Genomic DNA, 18,817 nt, shown 5'->3' with positions numbered 1-18,817 from the left:
AAAAATCATCTTGCCTGTTGCCCTATGCAACGTATTCAAGAATGTCACCTACACCACAATTCAATACTTTGCAGATTGCTTCTAAGTCTTTCACTTTAACGCTGTTTGAACGGCCATAATAAAGCGTTCTTAACGTTGTCATTGGAATGCCTGTCCATTTATGAATGTCTCTAATTTTCAGGCTACGTTCAGCCAATAAGACAGCTAATCGAATCTTAATCATAGATACCTCCTATAAAAGCCCTTGCTCCCTCTCACAAACCGCGAAACTACCACTAACCTTCATCACCCTATAGTTTGGGTATCTACGCATGTATTGAAGCACCAGGCGTCTAATTTCATCGTTATCCTTCGCCTGTTGGAATATCCAAGCAGGCAATAACACTTTTGACGGTACGTTATTCATTCATTTGCACCACCTAATCTAGTAAATACTCAATTTCAAATGTACCTTCTAACTTCTTTGAAGCCCGGCAATACTCACACTTATCGCAACGATGTGGGTTTTTACGTCCTTGCTTTGCTTCTATGATGCTTGGTAACATCGTTTGAACATATTCCTTTTCAAAATCAAAACGCCCTGTATCGAAGTGTAAAACTGCTTTATCTGGCGGTGATTCTTTTGTTACTGCGACAATGTAAGGATCATAATAATGACCTGTATTTTGATAAATGATTTCTCGATACACCCACATCTGGAGTACATAATCAAAGGCTTGTACAAACGAAACCCAAGTACTATATTTCTCGCTCCAGTATCGCTTTCTAAGCTCCTGTGTACTCTTTATATCACTGAAAAAACCACGTTCATGATTGATGTTATCGACTTTAATTTTCCACTCAACACCGAATAACTCACCTGTGTAGATGACTTCTTTTTCACCTTGTAAAGCAAACATACAAAACTCGTCATTTTTAATCGTTTCGATCATGTCGTCTGCTTTTTCGTAATCCTTATATTTGTTCTCTCGGCTGTTAATGAATGTGCTGTGATTCAGCTCTAGAAATTCATGAAATGCCTCATTACTTTCAAAGGCAGCATGTAAATAAGAGCCCACCATTAGAGCTGTGGAGGGAGGACGAGTAAATTCTCCCCTCACCTCTGCAAATGCTCTAGCCTCGCATTCCATAGCACTTTTAAACTGTGACACTGACATATAATGTTGATTTGCCTCATTCGAGTGATAGTTATCGCTATTCAATTGGAATGTCTTTTGGAGCATCTGATTTCACCTCTGCTTTTGGTTCTGCTTGAGCTTTGAAATCGTCACCTAATCCACTAGATTGATTTTTAGCATCTTCTTTATTAAACCAATCCTCAACCTTACTCAAGCCGTCTCTTAAGCTGTTAAATATGTTAATTAACTCTACATAGTCATATTCAGTAAACGAATCAGCATTGTAACCAAACTTCGCTTCTATCATTTCTTGTGTGACACGATGGTTTTCTTTGTAACTACGCAATGCATTTGCGATACGATCTTTTAACGGCCCCTGACTATTACCAGCTAAAGTTTCATTACATTGAATAATTGCTTTATCAATAATGTCGCCTGGAATAACACCTAAGATGCATGAACGTAAACGGCGAGCACCGTCATTCGCTACTTTTTCATAAATATCACGTGGATCTTCTAGCTTTTTGATAGTCCCTTTAGCTTTCATAGAATGCTTAACAGTAAATACCTTTTCTTGACGGACATTCGTTTCAAGATCCCAACAGAATGCTTTTGCTACTGATTCACCATCACGTTGCTCTAATTCTTGAATGCCATAAGATAAATTGCCCCAGTTTTGCGCAATTGCTTCTGCTAATCGAATTGATGGACCAGTAACTCGTTGTCCTCCTCGAGGGTATTGATACATAGCAACTTGTGCTAGTGCAGGTCTGCGACATGTATCTAACACGCGCTGTTCAGCTTGGAAAACGTTACGTGGGAACTGTTTCGCCATGAAAATTTGCCCTTTCACTTCTTCCATTTCGCGAGAAGCACTAGCTTGTGCTAGAGCTCCACCTTGAAATTGAGGTTGTCCCATTTGAGGGTTGTTGTACTGTTCAGCAAGGTTGTTCATTGAAATTCCTCCTGTAGTGCGCTATAATGAGCGCTAATATATTGTTTGTTAAGCCACTCTGCCAAGTGGTTTATTTTTTTGTGCAAAACGCTGCACCGAAATACGTTTCTAAATACGTGTGAATGTTGTCAAAATGAACTACATCACCATTAGGAAATTTCATATAATCATCATTGCTAACGATTAGCGAACCATATACATCTCGAAAATCTTCTTCGATATATCGAAAAGTTGGTACATGATTTACTTGCTCTATAGTGCTTAACACCATTGGATTTTCTACTAATAAATTCACGCTATTGCCTCCTTCTGTTTGCGTAAAAATTCTGCGTAGGATGCTGTTACATAGGATGTATAACGGATGTTATTTTCAACAGCAACTAATGTAAGAATGATTCCGTTGAATTGACTAATGATGTCATATTCGCTGAAACGTTCTTCGAAATCTTCTGTTTCAATTCGAACCTCTGGCATCTGGTTTTTAAACTGTGCAATATTCATGTTCTCACCTTCTTTCTGATGGCTTTTCCCATCAAGCAGCTTGTAAATTCCTTAGAGGAAACGGCTAACCAACCATTTACAAGCTGCTTGACGAGAGCGAGTTCCGACTCGCAAACGTCTGATTTTGTGTTATAATGTGGGTAGACTATAACCGCACTGCTGTTTAATCGTTCCAGCGATTAAGCAGCTTTTTTATTGCCATTTAACTTGGCTAATACTTTCTTGTCGCAAAAGAAATGTACATATACTAACCTTTGCTTTAATGACATATGTCTCCACGCTCTAGGCTTGATGCGCATATTTCTTCATCGCCTCTCCCAGTAAACCTCTATTTGTTAAATCATCGATTACCCACTGAAAGTTTTGTTGATCTTGTAGATGTGCTTTCAATCGTTCAATTTCGTGTGATGTTCGCTTAACTTTTTGCATACATTCTGCAGACAACCGGTAATTACCACGTTTGTTATGCAATCCAATCGCTACTAATAAATCCTCATTGCAAGCCTCTAACTTAGCTATTTCAAGTTTTAATCTTTCTACAATATCCAACTGAACATACCCCCTATAAACATTGGAACTACCGGCATTAACTGAGTTACCAAGTTCACTGTGTCCATTCCGAACAACATTGCTGCAGCTGGTATTTCCGAACCTGTTACATTAATCCACCTTAAAAAGGTTGATAAATCTAAAGTCTTTCGACCACTTTCATATTTACTAACACACGATTGTGTAACATTTAACTCTTCGGCTATATCTTCTTGTGTCATTTTTGCTTTCTTACGAAAGATTTTTAGCATCTTTCCATGCTCTATCGCATCAAACATTTCGCTCATCGCCCTTCTAAATATTCTGTATTAGAATAAATTCCATTGTGGAATACAAATTTCTTCCAAGTTAACTTAATATAGAGATAAGAGGTTGATTTGCCCCTACCTCTTACTAGATTGGTAGTTTGACGAGGCCATTTGCCCTGGCCTCTCCTATATAAATTGCACCTGCCCGTGCTTTTTTTAATTCCATTCATTCATAATGATGTTTTTTATTGTTGTTGCAGTTGGATCGTATAACCAAACGCGTTTTCCTTTAAATCCTCGTTGTCTTTCGTATTGTTTGATACGTGGATCACACAGGATATGTTCTTCCAAGAACGTTTTTTTAAATGTTGTTGCCCTTATAATGTCATCGATATCCCAAAATAAAATTTCGTGTCTCGCTGTTTCGTTAATAAGCTCACGAAGCTCAAATATTATTCGTTCTTTTGTGATTCCTGACATTTCAAATAACGTTTTGATTACTGTGCTTTCACTTGGTGCTGTTCCAATCACATTGCCACCGCCTTGTTTATAAACTTATTAATAAAGTAGGCTTGTCCTTTACCTGTAATTTTTGAAGTTCTTGAAATACTAATTTCTCCGCTTGTGTGATAAATTGGCGTTTCTTTGATTTCGAACAAACCAAGGTCCATACTCTTTTGAGTCGGTGTGTTATAATCAGAACCTTTACGTTTGATTAAATAGCCATTATCTCTAAGCCATTCGAAAAGTCGCTTTTGTCCGATGTCTATACCGTTTTGCTTTAAGATTTTTGCATACTCACCAATAAGAATTGTTGTTTTACTTGCTTGAATAGCTTCTGCGAAAAGAACTTTCGGTTTTTGTTCTTCAATTAACATTTGCTGTTCAACAATTTTTCTTTTGTTACTTTCGATAGTTTTTTGAGCTATTAGAAATCCTTTCGCTAAGATTGTCATTTCATCGTCATCTTCGGTTGTAGCGATATAGCCACCATTAAGGCGGATGTCTTTCAAAATGGTTTTGACCTGTTTTTTAAATTGTTTTGCGATAGGTTTACGTGATTGCATTAACACTTCATATAAACCATCTTCTGTCAGAAACCAGGATTCTTGTAAACCACCAAGGGTAGGAACATTATTCTTAACCTTCTCATCCTCGTCTACCGAACGAATCATTTTGGATGTGTCACTATGTTCAATCCAACTAGCTACATCCTTAGCTAAAAACAATGGATTTTCTAAAGTTCCGTATACTTCGAATTTTTTCGTTAATACAACTTGTTTGTGAATAACTTGTATTTGTTTCATGGCAAAACCTCCTGTGTTTTAATTTGTTCCAATTTCTAAGTAATAGGTGCATTATGCCAATTGCCTTTCTTTAGAAAATGAAATAGTAGTAATCTCTTTTATAACGGAATCCGTTAGTTTATCATCAAAAAAAGTTGCTACCGGAACACCAAGTATTGTAGCTATAATTTTTAAGTGTTCTGCACTCAATTTACTGATTCCACTTTCAATACGACCGTAAGTCATTTCTGTTACATTTATACCCTTAGCTACACGTCTTTTGGTTATACCGCGTGCTATGCGTATTTTTTTTACATTCTCATAAATCATATTCTCACCTCATTTCTACTAACGTAATCCGTTAATAACAATATACTAACGAATTCCGTTAATGTCAACTAGTTTTATAAATTTTTTCTCAAATTCCGTTAGTAATATATCAAATTCCGTTAGTTTTGGGTATTCTACTCTTATAGAAAAGAGGTGTCTAAATGAGTGATATAATAGGTTCTCGTATTAAAGAACAACGAAAAAAGTTGCGCTATACACAACTACAGTTAGCTCAAAAAATTTCTGTTTCGCCACAAGTTATTTCAAATTGGGAGCGTGGTTATACCGAACCAAGCGCTGACGATATCGCTAGATTGTCAATCACTTTATCTTGTCCTAGTGACTATCTGCTGGGTAAGACAACCAATACGACTATTAAAGAAACTAAAGACGAACGTGATATAGCAAAAAGAATGACAGAACTACGCGAGGATTTATCATCTGCAACTGGTCTACTTTTTGATGGTGAACCGATGAGCGATGAAGCAAAAGAATCTTTATTAGAAGCAATGGAATTTGGTGTGCGTCTAGCAAAGAAAAACAACAAAAAGTATATACCAAAGAAATATCAAAATGATGAAGAATAATTATGATTCGAGGGGTTGCGGATGGGGTGGATCAAAAAGAAGGTCGAGTATTTATATGCGAAGTATAATACTAGAAATCCATTTACATTAGCTAAATATTTAAAGATAGAAATCTTTTATTGGGATTTGCCTCCCGATATAAAGGGTTTTTATCAATATGAAAAACGTAATCGATTTATTTTTATTAATAGCCACTTAAGTGTAGAAGAACAACTTATTGTTTGTGCTCATGAAATAGGTCACGCAATTTTACATACTAAACTAAACACCCCTTTCATGAGAACAAACACGTTTTTCTCTGTTGATAAAGTAGAGATTGAAGCAAATACCTTTGCTGCCCATCTATTAATACCAGATGAAAATTTGTTTGATTACGATGAACAAAAAACATTTTACGATATAGCTTCATTACATAACGTACCGCTAGAGTTGGTAAAACTGAAATGTAAGGGGCTATTTTAATACATAAAAAAAGAACATATATTCTGTTTGAAAGGAGTGATGCAATCTGATTACCCTATATTAATTGTCACCTGCCCGTGTAATTCTATGGAGGTAATCTTATGGCAAGGTATAAAATGATTAAAACAAAAAAAGATTGTATTTACTGGTATAAGGATTCGAATAACAAAAAGAAGTTTGCTTTTCGTTACAAGTATTATGATCGTTTTGGAAACCGCAAAGAAAAAACAATGTTAAGATTCGATACTGAATCAGCAGCTGAACGTGCATTAATCGAAGTCAAAGCTAATGTATTAGATGGAAATGATAGATTTGTAGAGAGTGCAAATGTTACTGTGGCACAGTGGATGGAAATTTGGTTTGAGATGAAAAAGAAAGTTTGGCGTCCAGGCACTTACATTCATTATCAAGAGTCCTACAAAAATCATATCAATCCTCTAATCGGGCACTATAAGCTGCAAAAATTAACAAAAATGACTCTTCAAAGAGAGTTAATTGATAAGTTAGTGTCCTATGGATTAATGCGAGCTACCGTACAAGGCGTGTTTCGGGTTTTTAAATCAGCTGTTTCCTATGCTGTTGAGGAGGAAATACTTCTTCGAGATCGGTTTAAAAGAATGGATTTTAGTGCTGCACCTTCTAGTGACAAAGAAAACTACCTAACTGAAGAAGAGTTAGAATTATTCTTGCAATGTGTTAAAGACAATGACCCTTCCACTAGGTACTCCTCTATTTTAACTTTGGCAATGACAGGTATGCGAAAAGGTGAAATGATGGGGTTAACATGGAATGATTTTGACTTTAAAAATAAAATAATAATTATTAATAAAGCTCGGACACGCACAGGGCTTGGTCCACCGAAAAGTGATAATGGCTATCGAAAAATTAGTATGAACAATGAATTATACGCGCAATTAAAGAAGTACAAAGCTTGGTGTATTAAGAAGAAGTGGGACAGAAGTATGAAACATGAAGATACTGATTATGTATTTATTTCTCGCCAAGGGTGCCGCCCTATTGGCTTAACATACGTTGAGGATGCAATCGATATGATTTGTGAAAAGTACGAACTAAAAAGAATTTCCCCTCACGGTTTAAGACATACGGTAGCATCTATTTTACTTTCACGTGGAGAAACACTTGTAACTGTCGCGAAAATCTTAGGTGACGATCCGAATACTGTTCTAAAAGAATATGTTCACTCGTTCGAAAAAGATGAAATTAAATCCATTGAATTGATGAATAAGTTCGCAACTGGAGGATGATTTTTTAAAAATAGAGATATTTTGATGTATTTGGGGTACAAATTGGGGTACATCAGTTTTTGTACCCTCTCATACCCTTATATATCAACGCTTTCCCTCTAACTCCAACCAAATGATGTAGTTTGCGTGGTAGACGACGCCCATTTGGTCTGTCTCCGCATATCGAATCTCAATCTGTTTTTCACTCACAAACATTTTCTTCACCTCGTCCTACATTATAGCGTAAAAATATTGACTTGGCGGGGTTTAGGCTTGGGAGATTTCGATAGGTTGTAAAATGAAGGTTAAAAAATTTTGAAATTAACTTAAAATATCAATAAATACTCTACGCCATATAAACACATATATGTTACTTGCTTTATTTCTGATATAATGATGTACCACAGTATTCACAATGGTTTTCTTTCGGGTTTAATGCTGCAGCGCAATTTGGACAATTTAAAGCTTTAACCATCTCTACATCGCTCCCTTTCAAAATATCCAACTCAATAGTATCATTTAGTTTTTGTTGACGAGCCTTTGAACCTGATATTTCACTTTCCCTTTCAAATCTCTCAGCTGCTGTTTCTCCTTGATCAATAGTTTTGTTATACTTCATAGACTTTTTCCATAAGTAAATTCCTAAGTATATAAATATACTAATAATTATTAGAAAAATAAATATCGGTCCTATGTAGTAATTAGTTTGAATGACAACTAAAACTCCAGCCATAGTAAAAATAAATGCCCAAAACCATAAAAATAGTGATACAAGACGCAAGAAAAACTTCACTATTATCCCTCCTCATACACAAATATACAGAATTTAGAGGGATTTAACTATATCAATTTTGCATAATGGGTAATTTATCGCTTTCTCTTCCCCTTGCCATTACCACTTCGTTTAGCCTCCTTTTCAGCCTTTTCATCAGTAGCAAGCTTAATTTGCACAGCAGCTATAACGAATGCTTTTTCGTATTTGGGTAATGTATCAAATTCTGACGCCACTTATGAAGTTTGTGAAAGCAGTAATACGGCTGTTTGATGTAGTTTTCAAAGCAAAATAAAAACCCCTCGAATCTCAAGGGGTCTTGCATTCTTCTATTTAGTTATTGTGATAATTGTCGATAGCTCACTCTTCAGGTCATAGAAGTTTGGAAGAAGGAAGCCTAAGTTCCTATTAATCTAATGTAAAACCACTAGAACCATCAACTGCTAATGCCATAGCTAAAGCGTAGAATGCTCGACGAGCTCCAGCACAGTTCGGAGATTCTTTATCAGTGGTAGTAAGGTCTGTAGCAGAATCAACAGTTCCACTTGTATTTGAAGTATCGGCTAATATATCTAAGCGAGCCAAATCCCAAAGGCCAGAACGACCGTGCGATGGAAACTTACTTTGACCGTGTAAAGCTTGACCAACATCAAGTTGAAGTTTAATTGCTTTTGATACTTTATTATCCATACTTGCTATTCCTTGTCCTGTAATTCCAGGATAAACATTAAATAATCCAACCATAGCTTGATTGATTCCCTCGCCTTTATTAGGCATTTGCCACGGATTTTTAATCAACTCGGATGAACCTAACATGGCATTTTCAGGAATATACATTCCCCAATATTTCGCTTGGCTAAACGAATTACTAACTAAGTTATTTTTAATAGTTGAATAGTTATCAAAAATCTCTTTGTAGGTATTAATTAATTGGGTAACCATAACTCCAGAATCCGAATCTATATACGGAACAAGACTGTGCCATAATGAGGCTGTTGGGTTTTCAATTAAGCTTGCATAAATTTGCAAGAATGTTATTGCAAAAGCATTATATGCAGGAGAATCGAATCGAGCACGTAGCATATTATTTGTCAGGTTCACATCAGAAAACCCGTGAACAGGAAGTACTCTTTTTGCAGATAATGAATTGTTATAGGGCTCTTGCAGGAAACAACCTTTAGAAGCATTAGTCACTGAAGTATTGGAACCCCATTGAGTATAACTAAGAACATCTCGGATTGCATTTTTCAGGTTATGTGCAGGATCTAATGAAGCTCCAGTCTCATTAACCTTTACATCATATACATGCGCTGCCATCCAACAAGCAACAGCATTTAGTGAGGAATTAAGAATAAATCGTTCGTTTTTAGTATTAAAATATGCATGATGATTAATATAATCTTTACCGCTTGTACCTGGTTGAATACCAGCGAAAGTAATCTTTCCCGAAACATCAAGAACAGTTGGATTATCTAAGTAATCATTCTGAGGATCAGTTGATAAATCCGCTGTAGTGATCCAATACCCGATTTGCCCCTCATATGGCCCAGCAGCAAAACGATATGATTTTTCTGAATCATCGTAAGTCCAAGCAGACGGAGTACGATAATACTTTAAAATATTGTATTCTCTGGAACTTAATACTTCATTAGCAAAATGCTCTCGGTATTGATTTAACAATATATCGACATTAGAAAATGAAACATCGCTCTGAGATTCATCTAATTTCTTAAGCATTGCTGTCCCAAGATAAATTAAACCTGCTAGTTGATCAATTGGATTCGTCGGAAAATTAAAAGCTTTATCGATAAGTTTTGGAATAACAGTATTAACAATTTCTTTGTAAACTGCATCATGTTCTCCAGCTTGAGCCTTTTGTTGGGCGAACTGAGCACAGAACATCATTAATTGTCCAACACCTTGTTGAATTGGAGAAGAATTGAATGTTTCACTTGAACCATTTAATAAATAGTTTTGGATAAATTTTCTCACTCGTGGATATCGACCTTTATCCCTCTTATAAGGATGTTTTATAGATAACTGCTCAATAGGTAGTAAAAACGCTTCTGCGAAGGCTTGAGCTTCTTGCAAGGGTGTAAATTTAGTCAAATTAAATCACTCCAATTTTTTATTTTTCACCTTTCTCTATTAAGATACCTAATCTTTTTAAATAATTAGGCCGGCCATGTATATCTTGCCTCGAAAGACTTTATGAGGCGCTGGTCGGTCGTCGATCTGTCTTTCCCTAATATTTAGGGTTTTATAAATACCAGGGGAGGAAACCTTTACCGCACAGAACCTACCTCCGAGTTTACATTATTGTTTTAATTTTAACTAATGTTGAAAGTATGGCAAGTTTGGAAAAAATACTTTATGTCCACTATTGTGATATATTCCTCTGACATTTTTAGATTTCCTAGTTTTTCGTAATCATTCTGCAACGATTTTACGACCATATCCAAAAGGATAAATTCATGTACATTTCTTCGCTCATCAGGCTTAATCATCAATATCTACCAGTGACGCATTTTGTATCATATCAAAGGTAATTCGCTTGATTGATAAATCAGTATCTATAAGTAACTCCTTATTATAAATATTTGTCCCAGTTATCATTCCAATTTCATCATATAGTTTTTGGCTTTTCCGAAGTGTGAGCTTAATTAGCTTTTGCATTTTGAAAGCTCTCTGAATTGTTTGCTCTATCTATTCTAGCTCCCATTCAGTCAACTCGCGCTTTGCGTCGTAAAATTGCTCTTGTTTCCATTCCTTTAACTTAACTAAATGTTCATGTAGCATAAATGATGTCCATTTCATATTTCCTCGGTCATTTATCATTACAATCACTCTCCACAATTATTCAACGTCAGATACCTTCTAATAGCTCATCATGTTTGTAAATTGTGTATGTATAACTTTTATTTTCTTGCATCGTTTCCGTTAAGGTATATGCGATTTCTTCAAGATCAAATTCATCACGATCTAAATGCTTAGGTTCTTTCTTTTTTGCTAGTGTTATTGTTTTAGCAGCCATATCCGTCCATGCAATATTTAAGTCTGGTATGCTGTAAGTAGTAGCTGCCCAAGAATCTGTGTCATAAGAATTTATAGCAAGTTCATTCATTCTCGTGCCTTTATTGCATAATAGTGAATTACCTATCGGCAATGACTCGCTGTCGTCGCCACCCAATCCACCGTTACATGTAATACCAAAAGCTGATGACATTCCTCCGCTATTTCCATTAATAGTCCCAACCACGTTCTTACGTCCAGCTCCGCCAGTGCCAACAACTAATGAATAAGTAGTTCCAAGTGTTACTTTTACAGGTTTTTCTCTTAATGAAGCTCCTCCTTGACCACCCCAAGCTCCATTAGAACCTGATGAATTCACCACAAATATTCTGCTACTACCACCAGCACCAAACATCGTTAATGTAATTACAGTAACATCATCTGGACATTTCCATGTATTAGCTCACTTCTAGTATCGTGGTAGAGCTACACCACGTTATTATTGTAATCGAATTGTGTTTGTGCATTTCCGTGCACGTTTAGTAAGTTTGACTGAATTATGGAAAGTGGACGAAATTCATATAAAAACCACTTCTTTCAAATTTCAAAACCAATCTATAAATGTAAAAAGTCACACCTATTAGATGTGACACACAATAAAACACTTATGCTAATCTTAAAATAACAATAGACGCGCTGATAACCTGAGTGCCAGGAATAGTTACATTTAATAAAGCTGTTGGGTTTGGATCAATATTTCTCAAATTAAGAACGTCCGATGCATTTAATGTAGTGATTACTTGACCATTTTGCGGATTGGAACCACCATTGCCTCCGTAACTGGAACCCGCTATTTGGTTGTCGCCATTGAATAGGGCAAATGCAAAAGGGCCACCAGTAACGAACACTTCGTAGGTAATAAGATAAATCCCTGTTTGATTTATAATGATAGGTGCTGTTCCTGGTACATGAGTTACAAATCCTGCAGGTGTAATATTGCCATTTGTATTGAAAGTTACCTCACCATCATTCGGGATTTCTGGTTGTGCAGTTGTATCATAAATATAAGCAAACCCTGGAAGACCTGTACCTACAGGTTGTTGAGGTACCTGTACTCCTTCCCGGTTATTTTTGTGTTTTAACAAAAGCATTAACAAGACCATTAACATTCGTCAGTATTGACCTCGCTAAAATTGATATATAATTGACTGGGGAAATAAGTTAAAAAATCTATTGCTGACGGATCGCCGTGTGCGATGAAAGTCGCCTGCCCGGTGAAGGCTCGTTATAAAATCGAGATAAAAAGGTATAAGACGAGAATAGCTTAACACCACCAGCACCAAGCATCACCTCTGTCTTTACGTCAATTACAATAAACTTGGAACCAAATGCAGATTTTAAAGTGTATCAAGTTATCAACGGGAATATTGTATTTTCTTATTATGTTCATTTTCCAACTATCAATGGAATAATAAACCATCAAAATCCTCAATTTGTTTCTGGTTCATCTTGGTGCGTAACACAAGTCGTAAACGGAGTAGAGAGCCCTTATTCAAATACAATAACGTTTCCGTAAATAATTTCTTTTATTACCTCACCATTCGGTGGGGTTCTCTTTTTATACAAAAGTTACTGCACAATTTTTTTCAACTATTACACAGCAATAGTTCTTTATTCTTCTTAAACTCCTCAAACCAATCATCATAATCACCATCTAACCTCTTACCGATCAATCCATGTTTCCTTGGTTTGATTACTCCTAATAACTCCAAATCTATAGCAATTAGAGCAGCGCTAACCTTATGGATATTCGACTTGCGATAAATTAAATTGATAGAGAAATCAGCTTCCCCCATACCAATAAATTTTGGAATAAAATGTATCTTCCTTTTACTTTTCGATCCACTCAATCGTCACCTCTGCCCTCGGATTATCCGAATAACACTTATTTTTAATGAGTGATTATTCATACATTTGCCTCGTCATAATTGTAGAAAAAGGGACTATTATTAGAAAAATAATACTGATATTCCCTACCAATATTGATACAATAAAGAACTATCAATAGAAGAACAAAGTAAACTCTATGGTGAAAATCAAGAAAAAGGAGTTGTAATGTTAGATGGTACAGATTACCCTTCAACAATCCAAAAATTCGGATGTTGAGACAATTGCTAATTTACGGGCAATTGTACTGCATGATGATTTAACTAGACTAGGAAGATTTGATGAAGAAAAGGTACGCCAACGCTTTCGTGATGCATTTGACCCAGTTCATACATGGATCATTAAAGTAGGTTCCTCCTTTATTGGTTGCGTAGCTTTTAAACCGATATTAGATGGGTATCTGGTGGAGCATTTTTATATTCATCCCAATTACCAAGGTAAAGGTATTGGTAGTCAGGTATTAGAATATCTTCTAAAACAAGATTATGTAATAGGAAAACGAGTGACATTAAATGTCCTGCAAGGAAGCTCTGCTCAACGTCTATATGAACGGTTTGGTTTTAAAGTGGATAGTGAGGATCTTATTGACATTTACATGTCTATGGTAGCAGAGTTGAATACAAATAAATGTACCACCGTTCTCTCTGAAGTGGATGATTCCGAAATTGAGTAACATTATGCTTTTTACGAGACTCTCAGAACAGGTTAAATGGAGAACGATAAATTAATCATAATCAACCGTCCTTTTGTTGGACGTTTTCTTTAAGTCGAAAATCAACATTATCGTTTTACACAGCCAAATTAATAAAAAAGTCACTCATTATTTTTTAAAATGAGTGACTTTTTAATTGCCCTATCAATATTTCTTCTACTCCTGATTTTAACGCATGTTGCGCACATCTCATCACTTCATCTTCACCAATTGTAGTTATGGTTACATCGTTTATCTAACTTCTTTGGCTTTGAGCCTTTTGTTAGTTTTGGAACAGCTGTGTATGACATTTTGATTTCTCCTTATAAAAGAACATTTGTTTGTATTCATAATAGAGCAATTGTTCTTTTTTTGACATGTGTAAATTTTTGAGAAATAAAAAAGCCCAGGCTCAAAATTAATTGAGTACATGGGCACTTTTGTTACATGATTAAATTGTTTTAGCCATAGTTATATTCGTAATTTCATAACCCATTTTTTCATATAAGCCACGTGCAATTTTGTTTTGACCAAAAACGTGTAAACCAATTTTATTTACACCTAACCCTTTAGCAATAGTTTCAATTTCGTTCATTGCTTTCTTAGCATAACCCTGCCCTTGATATTGTTCATAAATCATAAAATCATAAATAAAACCTTCATGAGGTTTTGTAGGGTCTTTTTGTGCAATCCAAATCATTCCAACTAAAATATCATTGTGAAAGATAGAGAATAAATGATTATTCTCTGTCTGCTCATCTTTTGGTAGCAGTTGATTAAATGATTTCTTCGACAACTCAATTGCTTCATCTTCACTCCAATTTCCAGATGCAATCTTGTCTTTTGCATAGTCTTCAATTGCAAAACTGATATAATGTTTGAACTCTTCTTGGTTCATAGGTTTTAATATAATCAATTTATTTTCCTCCCATTCTATTTTTCAATCTTAGCATTTTTTGAAAATTCCCCATACTAATTGGTATTACTTCTTTTATTTACTATTTACTTCTCCGCTGTTGAATTGTAATATACAACCCAATTAAACGGTCAGTCATCATTGTACCATTCTGTAAAACCTTCAAGTGTGAAGTTATGTTTTTCCATACGGTTCATACGCCCTTCAAGTGACGTTAGACTTTTACTGACATCTCGCATTGCACTTGCTTGCTCACCTTGTGCAGCTGTTAATGTTTCTAAATTCTTTAGTTGTCTCTCCTCCCGTTTATAAGCGCTCCAAAAAAACGAAAACAACTAAGCAAATACATAGAATCGACCATACGACTTGTCAATTTGCTACTTGGCTTGCAGCTGTTACTGTTGTTACCGGATCCATTCCATCACCAATCCTTTGCCCTATTCAAAATAAAAAGCCATGAGGAGCATCGAGATTCAGTAATGTTTACCATTGCCAATCTGGATTGTTCTCATAGCACATAATAAATATCCTCCATAGATAATTGCGGAAGGAAAAATAAAAGAGCACCCAAGTGGATGCTCTTTATCATTATTTCTTTGTAATACTTAACGAAGTAACTTTAGTCGGATCACCAGGAGTTAATATAGCTACACCTAAAAGATTATATAATTGCAAACTTAAAGAATCACCCGCGATTAAGTTTACTGTAGCTTTTTTAGTTAAATAATTCGTACTTACTACTGTATTTACCACACTATCTGGAATTTGAATTCCATTTAACTGTATTCTAGAAGATACCAATATTGGCGTCGTGAGATAAACATGATACTCAAGTTCATAAGTTCCTGATTGTTGAACTGTGAAAGTATTACTTCCTCCATTTACACTTACATTATTTAACTGTTGATCATTAGGTAATGGGATATCTGTTCCACTCAATACCACAGCAATCATTGCCCCAGTTGTGTTTTTTGCAGAGTTTAAAACTGTGCTATTCTCGTCTTATCCTTCTCTATCTCTAAGTTTTATAACGAGCCTTCACCGTACGAGCGACTTTCATCGCATACGGCGATCCGTCAGCGATAGATATTTAAAACTTATTTCCCCTCAGATAATTATATATTAATTTAAATAATGTCAATACTGACGAATGTTAATAGTAATGTTAATAACAATATAAATAACGCTAAGCCTATGCTTACGTTTACTATGTTACTTATCACTGTCCACACGCTTCTTTATTTTTCTTAAGTCAATTATAAGCCATTTTAAGATTGCAATTATTAGTATTAAAAGTGGAATTGTCTGGGCGATAAAAAAACCTGTCCAAAAATCTTTCATAGTACTGGTCGGTGAGTCTGTTGCCATTCCACCTATAAAAAAAGCAAATGGCGTTGCGATTACAATCAATCCCAAACTAAACATAATAAATGAAAATTTTTTACTTTTAATCTTCGGTAATCCAGCCGACCAAAATAAAATTCCTGCAACTAACAAAATAAAAATAAGACAACTACCCCAAAACATCCAATAACTCAAAGCCTCTACCTCCTAACTAAACGATAGCCCATCCCACTTTTCTGTAAAGATGAAGATGCATCTACCGTCTACTATTTTACCACAAAAACCCATATCGTTATTCAACTAAACTGCCCCGTTAGTTGAATAGCAATAATCTTTTCGAAAACAACCTAGTTTAATAAAGGAATTACATTTATAATAGGTTCCTCATAAGGATGAATAACATTTATTGCGTTTTTCACTTCTTCTATTTTTGAATATAGACATCTAAATTCCAGCTTACATTCAGTTCCAAATGAAATTTCTCCAATTTCTCCATCATAGGGTACAGCTTTGTCAAGTGGTCTCCAATATCCCTTTGTAACAGTATAAGAAACAACATGGTCATAATTACCGATCGTTAAAACCCCTAATTTATTTAGCTCATTCCTTAGTTGTTCAATGTATTCTTCTGGTAGTAAGACTTCAACTTTTACTGATTTTATATCCATTTGACACCTCAAAATTTTCATAGTTTTCTAAATGATACATAATTCTACCTAATAAATCTTCTAAAAATGTCAGTCTTATATTTTTAAGCATAAAAAAAGAAGCAGTCCAAGGTTACTTCATCATCAAATCAATAACTCGTACTCGTTGTACGCTTATATGGCCCATATTAAGCTTTGCACCAATCCAACGGAAAGGCATCCCCTCTATCAACCAATAAAGTACTTCTTGCTCTATATCTCCAGCTACCTTGCTTGTTAAATTTTGAACCAAAAGTAGTTCTTCTTTAATCTTGTTATTTCGCACTTCTCGCGCTGCTATGATTTGAACATGAGCATGTACTGGATCACTTGTGCCACCAACTGCTTTTCGTTGCCTCAATTCCGTATTGTGCTGTAGATGCGGCTGCTGTTAATGAATCAAGTTCGTCCTTCATTCTCATGTACTTACACATGTTGTCGTGATACTTCTTGATGGCCTTGTCTAGTTGGTAGCGATTTAATTCTGTTTTCTCTTTTAACATAGTTTTGCCCCCTATGATATAGTCCTTGTTTGACTAAGTCATCAAAGGGCATAAACCAATTCGTAGCGTGTGATGACGCTATAGTTTTTTTGTTTTCAAAGGCTATGAACTATACAAACATAACTATCACATCATAATAATAGTAAGGTAAAGCTAAACTTAGCCTTACGTCTCCTTTTCTTTTTACTAAGGGTCACTCCATCCCAAGTGGCTCTTTTTTATTTTCTTATCTCATAAAAATATATTTTTTAGTACTTCTAAATGGTTTAACACCCCACTCCTTCTCTACAGGGAACATATTATAAATTGAAGAAAGGAGGTGTTTTTATGGGATACTATGGTGGAAATGTTGGTGGCATTGAAAACGGCGGCTATTCTGGCGGCGGTTATGGTAATGGTTCTCAATTTGCCCTAATCGTTGTTCTATTTATTCTTCTAATTATTGTCGGCGCTACTTTCTTGAAATACTAGATATTAATTTTCCATTCTAAGGGTCGCCTCCCAATCCGGTGACCCTTTTATAGTTTCTTTCCTCATATTGTTCAGTAACTACATCGCTAATTTCCATGTAAGTTCTCCTATGACTCTCTCAAATAACGCTTCGACTAACTTCGTAGGTATATTAGATCTTTCGTTATACTTTTTACTATAATTATTCCATTCAATTTCACCTTGAGTACTTTTCTGTTTTAGGTTCAAATTTAGGTTACTGAAGATCATTATGTTTGAAAGAAGGAGCTAAAAATGCAACTTTCCCGGAACTACAAAACAGGAGTGGAATTCTAAAAAGAATGAAGCTTGAAGGTGAAATGTGTCTAGTAATACTAACAAACGGGTAAAGAATACATAGTTGAAGCAAACAGGAGGTAATTGTAATGAAGAATCAAGTTATTGGCGTATACGATAATGAACAAAGAGCGGTTGAAGTTGTTGAAGATTTAAAAGAGAAAGGATATACAACAGAGGAAATTTCAGTTATTACTAAAGAAACAAAAGAACTATCTAAAAACACACAGGAAGTAAAACCCTCCACTATGGATGGAGCCCTTGCTGGAGCTGCAACTGGAGCTGCCATTGGCATAGCAGGCATGATAGCAGGATTATCCACTGTATTGATTCCCGGATTTGGTGCTGTGTTGGCTGCAGGTCCTATTATTGCAACAATTGGAGGCGCAGTCGTAGGTGCTAGCTCTGGTGCTGGTGGATTAAAGCATGCTCTTATGGAAATTGGAGTCCCAGATGATGAAGCAGAACGCTATTCGAATGACGCTCAGGATGGTAAATTTCTAGTATTTCTTCACTCCAAAGAGTGAGGGCGGATTGAATGCTTTTTGTTCGCAGGTTTAATTTCTGCCGAGTGCGGACGAAAATTAGTGAGTTTCTATGTTTGTATGTGTTTTGTACAAACATAGAAACTTTTTTGTTTGGGTGCTTTTCAATTGCTAGTATCGAGTGACTTCTTAATTATCAGTAATTCTTTTACTTGCGATTTTAATTTATGCTGCTAGTACACGCTCCGAACAAGTCTACCAAGCACTAGTGGGAAGGTCTGTCTTTCCCCTAATATTTAAATTTTTTTGTTACAATTTTGTGTTTTATATTTTTTATTTTATTATTTTTTTTTAAAATAAAAGAAGAATCAGAATATTAAAGGAGGCGTTTTACA

Annotated in this window: 30 protein-coding genes and 1 pseudogene; 6 read left to right on the top strand and 25 right to left on the bottom strand. The window is 35.5% G+C overall.

Annotated features, from left to right (window positions below):
* Nucleotides 1-22: 22 nt before the first annotated feature.
* From ACQKNX_RS04790 to ACQKNX_RS04740, 11 genes are all read right to left on the bottom strand, one after another.
* Entirely contained in the window at nt 23-223 is a 201-nt protein-coding gene (locus tag ACQKNX_RS04790; RefSeq protein ID WP_427427819.1) for a helix-turn-helix domain-containing protein, read from the bottom strand.
* A 9-nt stretch (nt 224-232) separates the two neighbouring features.
* Nucleotides 233-406, bottom strand: coding sequence for a hypothetical protein (locus ACQKNX_RS04785; protein WP_427427818.1), 174 nt, complete (start codon nt 404-406; stop codon nt 233-235).
* 13 nt (nt 407-419) lie between these two features.
* Nucleotides 420-1,223, bottom strand: a complete 804-nt coding sequence (locus tag ACQKNX_RS04780) for a PD-(D/E)XK nuclease-like domain-containing protein (RefSeq protein WP_427427817.1) — start codon at nt 1,221-1,223, stop codon at nt 420-422.
* Complete coding sequence (locus ACQKNX_RS04775; protein ID WP_427427816.1) at nt 1,195-2,073, bottom strand: hypothetical protein; 879 nt, start codon at nt 2,071-2,073, stop codon at nt 1,195-1,197. Before ACQKNX_RS04775 ends, ACQKNX_RS04780 begins: the two co-directional genes overlap by 29 nt.
* Nucleotides 2,074-2,143: 70 nt before the next feature.
* Complete coding sequence (locus ACQKNX_RS04770) at nt 2,144-2,368, bottom strand: YqaI family protein (protein WP_427427815.1); 225 nt, start codon at nt 2,366-2,368, stop codon at nt 2,144-2,146.
* Nucleotides 2,365-2,574 carry a hypothetical protein gene (locus tag ACQKNX_RS04765; protein WP_427427814.1) on the bottom strand — a complete coding sequence of 70 codons (210 nt, stop codon included), beginning with the start codon at nt 2,572-2,574 and terminating at the stop codon, nt 2,365-2,367. Before ACQKNX_RS04765 ends, ACQKNX_RS04770 begins: the two co-directional genes overlap by 4 nt.
* A gap of 282 nt (nt 2,575-2,856) precedes the next feature.
* Nucleotides 2,857-3,123, bottom strand: a complete 267-nt coding sequence (locus ACQKNX_RS04760; protein ID WP_427427813.1) for a hypothetical protein — start codon at nt 3,121-3,123, stop codon at nt 2,857-2,859.
* Nucleotides 3,111-3,401, bottom strand: coding sequence for a helix-turn-helix domain-containing protein (locus ACQKNX_RS04755; protein ID WP_402763396.1), 291 nt, complete (start codon nt 3,399-3,401; stop codon nt 3,111-3,113). The genes ACQKNX_RS04760 and ACQKNX_RS04755 overlap by 13 nt, the downstream gene beginning before the upstream one ends.
* A 186-nt stretch (nt 3,402-3,587) precedes the next feature.
* The gene (locus ACQKNX_RS04750; protein WP_427427812.1) at nt 3,588-3,902 is read right to left on the bottom strand and encodes a hypothetical protein; all 315 of its coding nucleotides are present in this window, start codon (nt 3,900-3,902) and stop codon (nt 3,588-3,590) included.
* Nucleotides 3,899-4,678, bottom strand: a complete 780-nt coding sequence (locus ACQKNX_RS04745; protein ID WP_427427811.1) for a phage antirepressor — start codon at nt 4,676-4,678, stop codon at nt 3,899-3,901. The genes ACQKNX_RS04750 and ACQKNX_RS04745 overlap by 4 nt, the downstream gene beginning before the upstream one ends.
* A gap of 51 nt (nt 4,679-4,729) precedes the next feature.
* Entirely contained in the window at nt 4,730-4,987 is a 258-nt protein-coding gene (locus ACQKNX_RS04740; protein WP_427427810.1) for a helix-turn-helix domain-containing protein, read from the bottom strand.
* A 161-nt stretch (nt 4,988-5,148) separates the two neighbouring features.
* On the opposite strand from ACQKNX_RS04740, the gene ACQKNX_RS04735 reads away from it, so the two are divergent.
* The 3 genes from ACQKNX_RS04735 to ACQKNX_RS04725 all read left to right on the top strand — a co-directional run bounded on the left by ACQKNX_RS04735 (nt 5,149) and on the right by ACQKNX_RS04725 (nt 7,301).
* The gene (locus tag ACQKNX_RS04735; RefSeq protein WP_427427809.1) at nt 5,149-5,574 is read left to right on the top strand and encodes a helix-turn-helix domain-containing protein; all 426 of its coding nucleotides are present in this window, start codon (nt 5,149-5,151) and stop codon (nt 5,572-5,574) included.
* 21 nt (nt 5,575-5,595) lie between these two features.
* Nucleotides 5,596-6,036: an ImmA/IrrE family metallo-endopeptidase gene (locus ACQKNX_RS04730; RefSeq protein WP_337981376.1), complete on the top strand. Its 441-nt coding sequence runs from the start codon at nt 5,596-5,598 to the stop codon at nt 6,034-6,036.
* Between the two features lie 101 nt (nt 6,037-6,137).
* Nucleotides 6,138-7,301 (top strand): tyrosine-type recombinase/integrase, encoded by a 1,164-nt coding sequence (locus ACQKNX_RS04725; RefSeq protein ID WP_427427808.1) that lies wholly within the window; start codon nt 6,138-6,140, stop codon nt 7,299-7,301.
* A gap of 358 nt (nt 7,302-7,659) precedes the next feature.
* Here the strand turns inward: ACQKNX_RS04725 and ACQKNX_RS04720 are convergent, their stop codons facing one another.
* The 7 genes from ACQKNX_RS04720 to ACQKNX_RS04690 form a co-directional block, all read right to left on the bottom strand.
* The gene (locus ACQKNX_RS04720; protein WP_427427807.1) at nt 7,660-8,073 is read right to left on the bottom strand and encodes a hypothetical protein; all 414 of its coding nucleotides are present in this window, start codon (nt 8,071-8,073) and stop codon (nt 7,660-7,662) included.
* Nucleotides 8,074-8,460: 387 nt separating this feature from the next.
* Nucleotides 8,461-10,161, bottom strand: a complete 1,701-nt coding sequence (locus ACQKNX_RS04715) for a hypothetical protein (protein ID WP_427427806.1) — start codon at nt 10,159-10,161, stop codon at nt 8,461-8,463.
* Between the two features lie 390 nt (nt 10,162-10,551).
* Nucleotides 10,552-10,728: a hypothetical protein gene (locus tag ACQKNX_RS04710; RefSeq protein WP_427427805.1), complete on the bottom strand. Its 177-nt coding sequence runs from the start codon at nt 10,726-10,728 to the stop codon at nt 10,552-10,554.
* A 30-nt stretch (nt 10,729-10,758) separates the two neighbouring features.
* Nucleotides 10,759-10,890: a hypothetical protein gene (locus ACQKNX_RS04705; RefSeq protein ID WP_427427804.1), complete on the bottom strand. Its 132-nt coding sequence runs from the start codon at nt 10,888-10,890 to the stop codon at nt 10,759-10,761.
* A gap of 28 nt (nt 10,891-10,918) precedes the next feature.
* On the bottom strand, nt 10,919-11,479 hold the full coding sequence (locus tag ACQKNX_RS04700; protein ID WP_427427803.1) for a glycine-rich domain-containing protein: 561 nt from the start codon (nt 11,477-11,479) through the stop codon (nt 10,919-10,921).
* A 250-nt stretch (nt 11,480-11,729) separates the two neighbouring features.
* Nucleotides 11,730-12,233 (bottom strand): hypothetical protein, encoded by a 504-nt coding sequence (locus ACQKNX_RS04695; protein WP_427427802.1) that lies wholly within the window; start codon nt 12,231-12,233, stop codon nt 11,730-11,732.
* A gap of 477 nt (nt 12,234-12,710) precedes the next feature.
* On the bottom strand, nt 12,711-12,974 hold the full coding sequence (locus ACQKNX_RS04690; protein WP_427427801.1) for a hypothetical protein: 264 nt from the start codon (nt 12,972-12,974) through the stop codon (nt 12,711-12,713).
* Between the two features lie 212 nt (nt 12,975-13,186).
* Between ACQKNX_RS04690 and ACQKNX_RS04685 the strand changes: the two genes are divergently transcribed.
* Nucleotides 13,187-13,684: a GNAT family N-acetyltransferase gene (locus tag ACQKNX_RS04685; RefSeq protein WP_427427800.1), complete on the top strand. Its 498-nt coding sequence runs from the start codon at nt 13,187-13,189 to the stop codon at nt 13,682-13,684.
* 469 nt (nt 13,685-14,153) lie between these two features.
* Here ACQKNX_RS04685 and ACQKNX_RS04680 read toward each other — a convergent pair whose 3' ends face one another.
* The 7 genes and pseudogenes from ACQKNX_RS04680 to ACQKNX_RS04650 form a co-directional block, all read right to left on the bottom strand.
* Nucleotides 14,154-14,618, bottom strand: coding sequence for a GNAT family N-acetyltransferase (locus tag ACQKNX_RS04680; protein WP_427427799.1), 465 nt, complete (start codon nt 14,616-14,618; stop codon nt 14,154-14,156).
* A 131-nt stretch (nt 14,619-14,749) separates the two neighbouring features.
* On the bottom strand, nt 14,750-14,953 hold the full coding sequence (locus tag ACQKNX_RS04675; protein WP_427427798.1) for a hypothetical protein: 204 nt from the start codon (nt 14,951-14,953) through the stop codon (nt 14,750-14,752).
* Nucleotides 14,954-15,206: 253 nt separating this feature from the next.
* Nucleotides 15,207-15,584, bottom strand: a pseudogene (locus ACQKNX_RS04670) (BclA C-terminal domain-containing protein); the annotation flags it as partial.
* A gap of 246 nt (nt 15,585-15,830) precedes the next feature.
* Entirely contained in the window at nt 15,831-16,157 is a 327-nt protein-coding gene (locus ACQKNX_RS04665; protein ID WP_427427797.1) for a hypothetical protein, read from the bottom strand.
* Between the two features lie 152 nt (nt 16,158-16,309).
* A complete protein-coding gene (locus ACQKNX_RS04660) occupies nt 16,310-16,630 on the bottom strand; it encodes a cytochrome C biogenesis protein (protein ID WP_427427796.1) in 321 nt (106 codons plus the stop codon).
* A gap of 112 nt (nt 16,631-16,742) precedes the next feature.
* On the bottom strand, nt 16,743-17,009 hold the full coding sequence (locus tag ACQKNX_RS04655; RefSeq protein ID WP_427427795.1) for a hypothetical protein: 267 nt from the start codon (nt 17,007-17,009) through the stop codon (nt 16,743-16,745).
* Nucleotides 16,975-17,151 carry a hypothetical protein gene (locus tag ACQKNX_RS04650; protein ID WP_427427794.1) on the bottom strand — a complete coding sequence of 59 codons (177 nt, stop codon included), beginning with the start codon at nt 17,149-17,151 and terminating at the stop codon, nt 16,975-16,977. The genes ACQKNX_RS04655 and ACQKNX_RS04650 overlap by 35 nt, the downstream gene beginning before the upstream one ends.
* Nucleotides 17,152-17,478: 327 nt before the next feature.
* Here ACQKNX_RS04650 and ACQKNX_RS04645 point away from each other — a divergent pair, with 327 nt between their 5' ends.
* Nucleotides 17,479-17,622, top strand: a complete 144-nt coding sequence (locus tag ACQKNX_RS04645) for a YjcZ family sporulation protein (RefSeq protein ID WP_401012140.1) — start codon at nt 17,479-17,481, stop codon at nt 17,620-17,622.
* 404 nt (nt 17,623-18,026) lie between these two features.
* The gene (locus tag ACQKNX_RS04640) at nt 18,027-18,464 is read left to right on the top strand and encodes a general stress protein (RefSeq protein ID WP_427427793.1); all 438 of its coding nucleotides are present in this window, start codon (nt 18,027-18,029) and stop codon (nt 18,462-18,464) included.
* The last annotated feature ends 353 nt before the right edge of the window (nt 18,465-18,817 follow it).

Source organism: Lysinibacillus sp. NPDC093712 (assembly GCF_050280025.1).
In the GTDB taxonomy this organism is placed as follows: domain Bacteria; phylum Bacillota; class Bacilli; order Bacillales_A; family Planococcaceae; genus Lysinibacillus.
Note: the sequence above shows the minus strand (reverse complement) of the source record. Positions and strands in the feature narration are given on the sequence as shown.